The organism is Okeania sp. (assembly GCF_035285525.1).
Lineage (GTDB): Bacteria > Cyanobacteriota > Cyanobacteriia > Cyanobacteriales > Microcoleaceae > Trichodesmium.
The window spans coordinates 1-11,988 of sequence record NZ_JAYKGW010000219.1 but is presented as its reverse complement, the minus strand read 5'-3'; the positions used below and the strand labels follow the sequence as shown (position 1 = coordinate 11,988).

General features: G+C 31.2%; 9 protein-coding genes and 1 pseudogene. 6 read left to right on the top strand and 4 right to left on the bottom strand.

The genetic code is table 11. The features are described from left to right. Positions 1 to 774: 774 nt before the first annotated feature. The gene (corA, locus tag VKJ25_RS20815; RefSeq protein ID WP_324238561.1) at positions 775 to 1,944 is read right to left on the bottom strand and encodes a magnesium/cobalt transporter CorA; all 1,170 of its coding nucleotides are present in this window, start codon (positions 1,942 to 1,944) and stop codon (positions 775 to 777) included. Positions 1,945 to 2,910: 966 nt separating this feature from the next. On the opposite strand from corA, the gene VKJ25_RS20810 reads away from it, so the two are divergent. Beyond that, a complete protein-coding gene (locus VKJ25_RS20810; RefSeq protein ID WP_324238560.1) occupies positions 2,911 to 4,107 on the top strand; it encodes a lipid-A-disaccharide synthase-related protein in 1,197 nt (398 codons plus the stop codon). 430 nt (positions 4,108 to 4,537) lie between these two features. Here the strand turns inward: VKJ25_RS20810 and VKJ25_RS20805 are convergent, their stop codons facing one another. Then, a complete protein-coding gene (locus VKJ25_RS20805) occupies positions 4,538 to 5,149 on the bottom strand; it encodes a hypothetical protein (RefSeq protein ID WP_324238559.1) in 612 nt (203 codons plus the stop codon). Positions 5,150 to 5,403: 254 nt separating this feature from the next. Between VKJ25_RS20805 and VKJ25_RS20800 the strand changes: the two genes are divergently transcribed. Both VKJ25_RS20800 and VKJ25_RS20795 read left to right on the top strand, forming a co-directional pair. After that, positions 5,404 to 5,562: a hypothetical protein gene (locus VKJ25_RS20800; RefSeq protein ID WP_324238558.1), complete on the top strand. Its 159-nt coding sequence runs from the start codon at positions 5,404 to 5,406 to the stop codon at positions 5,560 to 5,562. A gap of 97 nt (positions 5,563 to 5,659) precedes the next feature. Then, positions 5,660 to 5,857, top strand: coding sequence for a hypothetical protein (locus VKJ25_RS20795; protein WP_324238557.1), 198 nt, complete (start codon positions 5,660 to 5,662; stop codon positions 5,855 to 5,857). Positions 5,858 to 6,132: 275 nt separating this feature from the next. On the opposite strand, the gene VKJ25_RS20790 is transcribed toward VKJ25_RS20795, so the two are convergent. Beyond that, positions 6,133 to 6,840 carry a M15 family metallopeptidase gene (locus VKJ25_RS20790; RefSeq protein ID WP_324238556.1) on the bottom strand — a complete coding sequence of 236 codons (708 nt, stop codon included), beginning with the start codon at positions 6,838 to 6,840 and terminating at the stop codon, positions 6,133 to 6,135. Positions 6,841 to 7,122: 282 nt separating this feature from the next. Beyond that, positions 7,123 to 7,350, bottom strand: a complete 228-nt coding sequence (locus VKJ25_RS20785; RefSeq protein ID WP_324238555.1) for a type II toxin-antitoxin system HicB family antitoxin — start codon at positions 7,348 to 7,350, stop codon at positions 7,123 to 7,125. Positions 7,351 to 7,898: 548 nt separating this feature from the next. Between VKJ25_RS20785 and VKJ25_RS20780 the strand changes: the two genes are divergently transcribed. From VKJ25_RS20780 to VKJ25_RS24755, 3 genes and pseudogenes are all read left to right on the top strand, one after another. Next, positions 7,899 to 8,510, top strand: coding sequence for a hypothetical protein (locus VKJ25_RS20780; protein ID WP_324238554.1), 612 nt, complete (start codon positions 7,899 to 7,901; stop codon positions 8,508 to 8,510). A 364-nt stretch (positions 8,511 to 8,874) separates the two neighbouring features. Beyond that, the gene (locus tag VKJ25_RS20775) at positions 8,875 to 11,595 is read left to right on the top strand and encodes a DEAD/DEAH box helicase (RefSeq protein ID WP_324238553.1); all 2,721 of its coding nucleotides are present in this window, start codon (positions 8,875 to 8,877) and stop codon (positions 11,593 to 11,595) included. A 175-nt stretch (positions 11,596 to 11,770) separates the two neighbouring features. After that, a pseudogene (locus VKJ25_RS24755) lies at positions 11,771 to 11,914 on the top strand (winged helix-turn-helix domain-containing protein); the annotation flags it as partial. Between the last annotated feature and the right edge of the window lie 74 nt (positions 11,915 to 11,988).

Here is an 11,988-nt window from a genome sequence, read left to right as displayed (position 1 = left end):
TAGATAAATTTGCCTCCCATGAGTAGGGGTAGGTTTTAGTCATAATTTTCATGTTTATTTTCAGATTTAGATAAATTTGCCTGCCATGAGTAGGGGCAGGTTTTAGTCATAATTTTCATGTTTATTTTCAGATTTAGATAAATTTGCCTCCCATGAGTAGGGGTAGGTTTTAGTCATAATTTTCATGTTTATTTTCAGATTTAGATAAATTTGCCTCTAAAACGGTAGTAAATAGACGAAACCCAACAACAATCTTTTTCCCCTAGTAGAGCAACACACCTCAAATAGTTCATGGGGTAGGGGCGGGTTTATCTGAAAAAGTTAGTATTTTAAGATAGGGCATGAAAAAGCGCTTATAACCAACTATCTTTGAACTATCAAAAATTACATGGCGTAGTAACGCACCTTTTAGTTAGTATTGAGACAAGATAGGGCATGAAAAAGCGCTTATAACCAACTATCTTTGAACTATCAAAAATTACATGGCGTAGTAACGCACCTTTTAGTAGGATTGAAACATGTAAAATGGTGCGTTACGACGGATTGTGAAATATCTTTCATAGTCTAAATTTTTGCCGTCTAACGCACCCTACTGGATGACTTTTTTTTATTTAAAATTATAATTCAATACGGTTAAGTTAAGGATTTTTTTTTGCAGTTTTGTAGCCTAAAAAGCTTACATTATGCTTTCATATCATAAGACTTTTTGTTTTAACTGAACTGTATTTCGCTATAAATCCCTATTTATCTTGATTCTTAACTACTCCCTATTCCCTACTCCCTTTCTTTTTCTTTAATAATAATTGAAAGATTCTCAAACCATCCTTTTTGCAAAAAGAAATAAATTAAACAAACAGCAGTAACAAACATTATTAATAAGCAAAAGAGATAGCCATAACGCCAATTTAATTCTGGCATATTCCAAGGAGATATTTCTGGGTTAAAATTCATGCCATAAACTCCAGCGATAAAAGTTAATGGAATAAAAATTGAAGAAATTACAGTTAGTAATTTCATTACTTCATTCATTTTATTGCTGACAGAAGATAGATAAATATCCATTAAATCTGAAGCTAAATCTCGATAAGTTTCTACTATGTCTCTAAGTTGAATTGTATGTTCATAACAGTCTCTAAAATAAACTAATATCTCAGGTTGAATTAAATCTGCACCATCTCTAATCAAAATATTAATTGCTTCTCTTAATGACCAAATAGCTCGACGTAGTGTTAAGAGTTCTCGTCGCAGTTTATAAATTTTTTGCATACTCTCGCGAGCAGGGTTAAATACTATTTCATCTTCTAATTTTTCTATTCGTTCTCCATATTCTTCTAAAACTGGGAAAAAACCATCAATAATTGTATCTAGTAAAGAATAAGCTAAATAATCTGCTTTTTCTCTGCGGATAATACCTTGATTATTTTTGATTCTTTGTTGTACTGTTTTTAGACAATCATATTCGGAAGTTTCTTGAACTGTGATTAAATATTTTTCTCCTAAAATAATACTTACTTGTTCTTTTTCAAATGGTTCTAAATCTGATATAATTCTCACTATCCAGGTAATAATTATGATTTGATTTTTATTATTGATCACTTTAGGTCTTTGGGGAACATTAACAATATCTCCAACAGTTAAAGGATGTATTTTAAATACTTTTGCCATTTGTTGCCAAGTAATTTTATTACCTAGACCAAGCATATTTATCCAAGAAACTGAATCAGATTTGAGGTAGGGAATACAATCCTCTGGATTTGATATTTCTGTTTTGCTAACTATATTTTCTGTATAGTCTGTTAAAGTTATTTTGGGTGGTAAAGCATTGGGTTGTAAATCAAGATTACCAGGCAAATCTTCTGGATCATCGTAATGATAGTCACAATAAGATTCTTCTTCTGAAGATAATTTAGGAAAAATGGATTGTACTTTAGTTAAATCTACCATTAATTTTAAGCAATAGGTATGGAGGGAACAGGGAACAGAGAATAGAAAAAAAGTATTTTTGCGCTCTATCTATGAGATGCACCCTATAAGTATGATATTATATTTCGTTGAATATCTAGAGTGTTTTTGTTATCAAAAAAAATCCTTTGAACTAATGTTCTCCTTTAGTAAGCATTTAGCTATCAGCGTTTAAAAAAATTAAGCAAATTAAAGGTGAGTTTATGAATAAAATTATTCATCAATTTTACAGCATATTTAAAGTAGATGAAGTATAGATATTGATAATTAAATTTTACCAGTGCGGGCATCTTAACCCCGTAAGTGTAACTCTTCAATAATGGATAATTGATAATTACCTCTCCCTAAAGATGGATAGGATTGAATAAAAGGAAAAAATTTATTTATTTCCCCTTGAAAGGGGAGGCTTCAAGGCGCAAATCATTTAATTATTTAATTATTAATTATTTGGTAAAAGTGGAATACGCTGTAATTATTTATAGGGATTTAATAGTAACTTAATAACTTGAAGTTCTTCCAAATAGGACTAGCTGACGGCTGACTTCTTAATGATTAATAGCTTATAAAAAGAGGTAACTGTTAATTATTAATTACTAATTTTTAATTATTCATTATTCAACTCTACTCCCTTTGAAAATTGGTATAACAGAGAAAAATGAAGTAAATAAATAGAATCAGAATAAATATCAGCATTTCCTGAAGAATGCTGCGCAAACAGCTATTAGCACCTCAGTACTTCAGTAATAAAAAGCTTAATCTTCAGAAGGATATTTAAGCGAATAAAGAAAGTGAAAGCTGAATTTCTGTATCAGAAAAATTGTTGATTTATCGGGAACCGTATCATAAAGCTTTTATCTCAAAGTAAAATAAATAGCTGACCGCTGTTTGCTGACTGCTGAATGCTTACCAATAAATAGCTTTTTTTCTACTCCCTACTCCCTAATTAATATGAAAACAAAAAATATTCTTTTTTTAAGCAATGGTCATGGAGAAGATACTCATAATTGTCAAATTATTAAAGCTTTAACCAAGATTTCTCCAGATATAAATATATCAGCTATGCCTATTGTTGGTTCTGGTAATAGTTATAAAAGTTTAAATATACCAATTATTAATCCTACAGCAAATATGCCGTCGGGAGGATTTTTATATCTTAATCCTTTACTCTTACTTCAAGATTTGAAAAAAGGGTTAATTAGTTTAACTTGGCAACAGTTACAAGCAGTTTGGAAATTTACTAAAAATTGCGACTTAATTATGGCTACTGGGGATATTGTCGTGGCAGCGATCGCCTATTCGACAAAGGTTCCTTATATAGTATTTCTTTCGGCTGATTCGAGTTATTATGAAGGTCGAATTAATTTAGGTTTAATATTGCCTAAGTTACTAAATAATTCTCGATGTTTAAAAGTTTTTGCTAGGGATACTTTTACGGCAAAAGATTTAAACCAACAAGGAATTAAAAAAGCAGAATTTGTGGGCACACCAGTGATGGATAATTTAACTTCAACAGGGAAAAATTTACTACTTAAACCAAAATTATTTACTATTGCTATTTTGCCTGGTTCTCGATTACCAGAAGCTGGAAAAAATTTATGTTTATTGTTGAAACTTGTTAGAGAAATTGTCAAAGTTATGGGAGAAAATGTTTGTCAGTTTAGAGCTACAATTGTACCAATTTTAATGTCTGAGTTAGAGGCTATTTCTACTTCTGAAGGTTGGGAATATCAAGGCAATAAATTAATATTTTCAACTAAGGAATTTTCAATAGAAGTAATTTGTTATGAGGATGCTTTTGCAGATATTTTACAGTATTCAAATTTAGTAATTGGTATGGCAGGAACTGCTATAGAACAAGCGGTAGGATTAGGAAAACCTGTAATTACTATTCCTGGTAATGGTCCGTCATTTACTTATCGTTTTGCGGAAGCTCAAACTAGACTTTTAGGTTCTTCAGTACAGGTTATTGGTAAACAACCAGCTAATAGTTTAATTCTACAAGAAGCTGCTCAAAAAGTTAAAGAAGTTTTGGCAGATCAAGAATATTTAGAAGCTTGTATTCAGAATGGTTTAGAAAGAATGGGAAAACCAGGTGGTAGTGAGAAAATAGCTAATTATATAGTTCAATATTTGAGTAAGCAATAGAAAACAAAAAATACTCTTTTTGTTGAGGTAACGAGTAGGAAGTAGGGAAGTTGCATACAACTTCCCTACAGAGTCAAGACAAATGGGAGTTATAAAAAAGATGGTAGTTTATAATAGTAAGAGTAATTTTTCTGCCTCACTTTACCAAAAAAAAATACTAACTTGAGAAACCTGAAACATCTAAAAAATTGAACTTTTAGGGTTCCCGATAAATCAGAACTTAAAAAGACACTTACCTTTACCTGTAATACCAATTTGAAAAAATAATTATACAAAAATATCCGTCTCAATCAGATATCCTTAAAAATAGCTATTATTATTCATTTTTCTGCTTTTTTTATTTATATTTTTCTCTTCTTTTTTTCTTCTTTGCTATTATCTTTTGCCTGTTCTCTTTCTTCACTAACAGACTTTCATAAGCAAACTCTAATTATTCATGTATTAATTCATAGAAAAACTGAATCGCTAAACGTATAATTTTTTCTAGCTTTAAATTATTAGCAGGTATTATATCATCTAATAAACCACCATTATCATCATCACTATCAAAAATAGTAGGAATTAAAATTTCCTGAGATTGATACATATTTATGTGTTGTTTTGAAACAGCTTCTACTGTTGTTTCCATATCACCACTACTAATAATATTAGCAATAATTTTTTCAGTATTACGCTCCCAAACAACTCCCCAAAAACCATCATTACAATCAGCATCACCTTCATTAAAAACTGTCCGTAATGGTAATAATAATCCATCTATTCCGACAATATCAAAATCAAACCAATAGTATCTACCTATATCATAATTTGGATCGCCTTCCCTTCTTTGAACACGATGTAAATGATGTTGAGGAGTATTAGGACAATCAGGATACATAGCTGTACTGCAACGACCTAAAATATTAACTATACGAATAGGCATAAACATTTCGTCTTCATTAAATATCCCCTTTTCATTGAAAGCTCTCTTCAACAACTTTGGTATTTTTACGTTCAAGTCACCTTGAAAAGGAGATAGGTTATTTATACAGTTTGCCCACATAATTATTGATAATTAAAATTAGAATATTTCGGGAAAAAATTATAGTAAAACACAATTATTTTATTTCACCCGGAATTACTTTGAGTTAATTTTTTGATGCTTGATGAAACTGATGTTCCCTATTCCCTGTTCCCTGTTCCCTGTTCCCTGTTCCCTGCTATAGCTTAACAAAAGTATACTGAAATGTAGATTTTGTTACAGAAACAATCAACACAAATTGAGACATTACTTTTGTAACTTAATTTGTAATAATTATGAATACCTTTAACTCGGTCTCCTTAGTATTTCCAGTAATCTTAGGACTAATAACAGGAATTGGTCATGGAATTATTTCCCATCGTGCAGACTTACCAGTATCCATAACTGACCAACTTCTATTACCTCTACAAATTAGTCAATCCTTTGAGAAATAAACCTTTATTAAGAGTATCTAACTTTTGTGAATAGTAGTTGCTGATACAGAAATATTTGAGATAATAAAGATGTAAAGAATTTAGGAGATTTAAATCTATGCAATTTCAGCACTATGAAAATATATCTACTGTAGACAGATGTATGGCTAGTTTTTTAGCGGCCTTTTCCGTGTTTATGATTAGTTACAGTGCAACACGGGTATATCTAAATTATTCATCACAAGTAGATGCTCAAGTAGAATCAAATGTTTTACCTCATGCAGCTTCATTATGGAGTGACTTAGGCAATAACTAACTTAAGCTTTAGAAGAAACGCCTAAAACAATTGAATAGTTTATTTTAATCTTTTAACTAAAAATTAAAGAGCGATCGCCTTTATCTATAAAAAGCGATCGCTTATTATATCTAAGGTAGGGAGTAGGGAGTAGGGAGTAGGGAGTAGGGAGTAGGGAGCAGTTAAGGCTTGCTGAATAAATATATTGATAAGCAAAGGAACAATTATCTCTTCTACTTTCTCTGTCTTCCCACACGAACCACCCAGACCACACGAACCACACGAACCACACTTTCCTATTCTACTCTTCCATATCTTGCCACAACTTGACCTTGATTATTAGTTAACCAAGCCCACATTTGATCCCCCAGAGAGAAATGCCACCATTCCTGTGGATGCTGCTGAAATCCTCCAGACAACATTACTTCTGCTAATAATTGTCGATGTTGATGATATTTTTGAGCTTCTTGATCCTGGTGCTCTAGAAAATGATGAGGATAGGAGCGAGGGGATAACTCATCAATAGGAGAACCCATATCAACAGTTTTGCCATTATTATCAACCAAAGTTACATCTACAGCAGCACCAGTGCTATGAGGTGGTGGAGTAGTGGGGTCTAAACTGGGAACTGCCCAAAACTGATAGACTAATTCTAAGATTTCTTGACGTTTTGCTTCAGTTAAATTATCTAATGTTAAATCTTGAGCTTTTACCATTTCTGCAAAGTTGTAGTCTATCATAAATTGTTGTATGGCAATAGGGCGATAACCATCAAATATTTGGATGTGCCAACCAGGATAATTTTGTTGGAGTTTTGTTTGAGCTATTATCAAACTATCTAATACTTTTTGACGTAAAAAATAAGGTGAATTTGTTTGAGAAAGATGATAGGGCGCACCTAATTTTTGATAGGGATGAGGTGATTCAAAAGCAAACAATTCTAAGGGAATAGGAACTAGGGGTTCGTGACATTCTTGGATTGAAATTTTTTGGTAAGATTTCATGTTGAATAATTAATAATTAACAATTAATAATTAATAATTACATCTTCATTTATTAAAAAGATGATTGGCTCAAAGGCTTTATACTTTTATTTTTCCATAAATGGATATTTTATTATCCAAATTTCAGAAATTTTTCAAACTGTCACTTTGTTAGTAGAAAGGAAAAAGTGATGCTTGCTTATAGTAACTAATTGAGTTATATAAATTTAGTAGTAACAGACAGGTGTAAGTCGATCTAAGAGTTAATTAAATTTATTTTCTCTGAGATTATTTCTCCCATCTTTATATTAATTGAAGAGTTTTTTGTACATTTTTAGGTTTTAGAAGGCTTTTACCTTCTTGCTGATATTCTTCAACTAATAGCTCTAACATTTCACAAGCATTTTCTACTGCCTCTTCATAATAATCTCCATAAGTATGAAATTTTTGAGAGGGAAATTCTGGCAAGTGAACAAGATAACAACTATCTTCCTTAGACCATAAAATTATTATAGTATAGGGTTGTTTCATTCTTTTGACTCTTGCTCTTCAATAGTTGTTAACATTTTTAGTTTACGATTAACCTTTTTTTCAATATGTAAGGATTCAGCTATTAGCCTTCGGAGTTTGACTCTCTAATGATAACTGATAACTGAAATGACCTGGTCTTTGAGTAGTGCAAATATTTAATAAATTCAATGGTATTTTCAGTATTTCCTTTTCTTTTATTTTTGCACAATAAATTCCTGGGTTTGATAGTCTAAGGCTCCATAATCAGTCTATCTTTATTTTTCATTTTTAATGTGAATTATAATGTTCATTTTTTGTCTTTTGACTGTATATGTTATTCTTACTATTATATCTTTTGCAACCTATTTAGGATTGCTATATGTAAAGACTTTGATATTTAATCAGCAAGCCCTAAATAAATCCGCCTTTGTGGATCATGTGTTTGAGTTATCTAATTTTTTTTGCATAGAATAAATAGATACATATCTAGATTATATTAAAGACATCATCTTTATTTATTAGAGCATAAAATTTTCAAATAAAAATAGACAGCATGAGGAAAAATTTTTATGAATATACCGATTAAATTACCTGATAGTTGTAATTTTTCAGATTATTTTAAATTCAATTATTACCTAGAGGATATTGTAAATTATTTTGGTTATCAATTAATTATAGAAGAGTTAGTTTTGCCTAAGTCTGAAAAGCAATTTGATGGATTAGAAAATCTCAAGCAAAGATTTCGCAAAAGTCTTCCTTTTATTACTTTGGATAGTGAGATGGCAAGGCGAGAATTTTTAATTGCTCCAGTATTGATAGAGTTAGTTGATTATTGTCAGGCTAAACTCAAGGTTTCCTATGCTTTGGAAATTGAACCTCAGCTTAAAGGTTCTCTTGATTATTTTTTGGAAGCCGGAAATAATTTATTAGTTATTGAGGCAAAGAAGGAAAATTTAGAAAGAGGTTTTAAGCAACTAGCAGTTGAGTTAATTGCTCTTGATAAAGGAATAGAATCAGAACAAAATTTATTATATGGAGCTGTTTCTATAGGAAAAATTTGGCAATTTGCTGTTTTGAAACGACAAGAAAAGGAACTTAAGCAAGACCTAAATTTATATCAAGTACCTAATGATTTAGAAGATTTAATGAAAATTTTAGTAGCAATTCTTACTAATGAATAATGGATAATTAATAATTAATAATTAATAATTAATAATTAATAATTAATTGGTTCGGTCACTGACACGGACAAGATGTCTGTACTGGAAACATTTATTGATAAGACTTACACAGATACGATATATATAGTGTTCAAAACTGTTGTGCAATAGTTTTTTAACTCTATATCTAGTACCTTGCCGTAATTCCTGATTATAAATATTTCTACTTCATATACTTGGAATATGCTCTATAGCAGTCTAAGCAAAGGTTAAGACATTTTTGCATCCTGCTTGCGGAACATTTCCCTATACGAAAAACCCTCTGATATTCTACTGTTCCCAGTTAAGTGTTCCCTATTCCCTAGCGCGTAGCGCCATAACTAAAATGACTGATAAACCCACAGATTATGCTGCTATTATTCAAGCTGGAAATAAATTACCATCTCCTCCAGAATGGTTAAAAATTGGTGTCAAAATTTATTCTCCTGAACATGGCATAGGTGAAATTACAGCGGTATTAGGAAAACGTTTAATTATAGACTTTCTGGAAAGTCATAAACCAGTACATTTTTCTGATTGGCAAATCGCAATTAACGAACAAAAAATTCTTCCGAGAAATATTGCAAATTTTAATCAAATAAAATTTCAACCGCCACAAAAATCAAAGATTAACTTAGCAGAAATAGAATCTATTTCCCGACCAGTATTTCAAACTATTGCCCAAGAATTTATAGATAATTTAATCGCTATAGATAACACACCACCAACTCCAGGAAAACTTTATCCTTTGCCAAAAGATTTACCAATTATTCTGCAAAATTCTCTCATTAAACAAAAGATTACAGAACTCTACGAACACCAAATTGAATCATTAACCGCTCTGAGAAAAGGATTAGATATTTGCATTTTTACTCCCACAGCTTCCGGCAAAACTCTTTGTTATAATCTTGCCATTTTAGAATCATGTTTACAACAACCTCAAACCACAGCATTATATATTTTTCCTCTCAAAGCATTAGCATTAGACCAGATGCAAAAACTAGAAAAAATGGTTTCTTATTTTCCTAAAAGCTCTGTCAAAATAGGATTAATTACAGGCGACATTGCCTCAGAAAAAAGGAAGAAATTATTTATTCCTCACCCACCCAATATTTTAGGAGTTAGCCCAGATTTATTACACTATCAACTATATAAAATTAGAAGTAAAGATGGAGAAGGATGGCGGAATTTTTTTCAACAACTCCGCTATGTAGTGATAGACGAATCTCATACTTATAGAGGTGCTTTTGGCGCACATTTTTCTAACTTAATGCGACGGTTAAAAATGGCAGTAGATAGAGTAGGTGGTAATTCAAAAAAATTACAATTTATCTTTAGTTCAGCTACTATTGGAAATCCCGCAGAAATGGCAATGGGATTTAGCGATCGCCACGAATCAGAGAGACTTCATCTAATCTCAAAAAGTGGTGCTGATAATTCTGGGAAAACAATTTTATTTCTGGAACCAAGTGATACTGCTAATCCTGATGCTTGTCAAATAGTTTTATCTTGGTTACGCCATGATTTGACTGGGATAGTATTTTGTAATTCTAGGGGTGCGGTTAAAAAGTTGTTAGGGATAATTAAACGAATAGCTGATAAAAATGGAGAGAGTTATTTGGCAGATAAGGTAGCAATTTTTTATGGTTCTTTGGAGTTTGATAGACGACAGAATATTATCCAAACATTGCAGACTGGAATGGTAAAAGTTATTCTTTCTACTTCGGCATTAGAGGCAGGAATTGATTTGCCGGAACTTGACTGTTGTTTAGTTCGTGGTTATCCAGGTAGTTTAATGTCTTGGAAACAAAGGATTGGTAGAGTGGGAAGGAGAAATTCAGGGTTAGTTATGTTTTTGCCAGTAGCTCAAAATCCTTTAGATAATTTCTATGGAAATCAACCAGATTTATTATTAAATGGTGAAGCAGAAAGTGCTGTTTTTAATCCTAATTATCCGACAATCTTAGGTAAACATTTAGAATGTAGTTGTGTCGAAAGTGGTGTACCTTTGAGTGAAGTAATAAAACGTTTTGGAGAAGTAGCTGGATCAATTGTCGATAGTTTATTAAAGCAGGAAAAAATATTTATTAATAATTCTAATCAACTCTGGGGTTATGGTTATCCTCACCGGAATATTAATCTACGAGGTCATCCTCAAAACAATGTGGAATTAATCAATATTTATACTGGAAAAAGTTTTGAAAAAATGCAAATGAGTCTGGCGCATCAAGAAGTATTTCCAGGGGCAATTTATTTTGCTCAGAATTATGATAGTGATTTAATAACTTATCGTTCTCAGAATCTTGATTTAGATAAAAAACAAGCAATTTTAAAACCTCTGGGCAAAAATTTTAATTTAGAAACTAAGCCAAAAAATGAGTTAATAATTAAAGAAATTCAACAGTTAGCAACACCTCAAATTATTAAAACAAATATTTCTCATGCCAGACTTAGATTAACTTTATTCTGGGGAGAAATTACCTCCTCCGTAACAGGTTATCAGTTGTTAGCAACTAAACATGAAAAAGGAGCAGAAATTATTACAGTTGTCGATGAAAATAACTTCGATCCTCCCTATCAAACTCAATATCAAGCTCCAGTTGTTAAGGTAGAAATAAATTATGCTTTTAGTCAAACTATACAAGAAAATATTAAACAAATTAAGGAGAAAATTAAAGAGAAATATAAAGGAATAATTCCAGATGATTTCAAAGATTTATTGACTTGTCATCCAGATTTTATCGCATTACATAGTATGGGGCATCAAATCATATCTGCTATTCCCTTAGTAGTCTTAAGTTCCAGTCAAGATGTCGAATGTTTTATACAGCGACAAGGTGCAGAAACAGTAGGTTATTTTTTCGATACTTGTGATGGTGGCAATGGAGCAAGTGAAGCAATTTTTAATCAACTGTTGAAGTTTACAGAAAAAGCAACAGAATTAGCCAAAAATTGTGATTGTGAATCTGGTTGCCCTCGATGCTTAACTCAACATCGTTGCCCTCAACAAAATCGAGGTTTATATAAAGATTTAGGTTTATTACTCTTAGAAGCGATCGCTATATAATAGTATTTATAAAAAACTTTGAAAATATTATCTTTAACTGGGCAATAGGAGAGAAGTAAAAATAATAATTAACACCCTCCTAGCTAAAAATTATCAAAAAGGTTATTTGTTATTTGGTACAATACTTTTACTTTAAGTAAATCTATGCGAAAAGTTATTATGACAAGAAGTTAGAGATTTAATTGCTATAAATTTACAAATATCTGACAATATTCTTGATGAACAATTACCCAGTAAAACATCATCTAGATTTGATAATCAAGTTCCATGGGCAACATTTTATTTAGTTAAAGCTGGATATATTGATTCCTCTTTTTGAGGAATTTGGAAGTTAACAGAAGCTGGAATTAATTCAGACATTACACCTAAAAAATTTCTGGAAATATTTCAGAA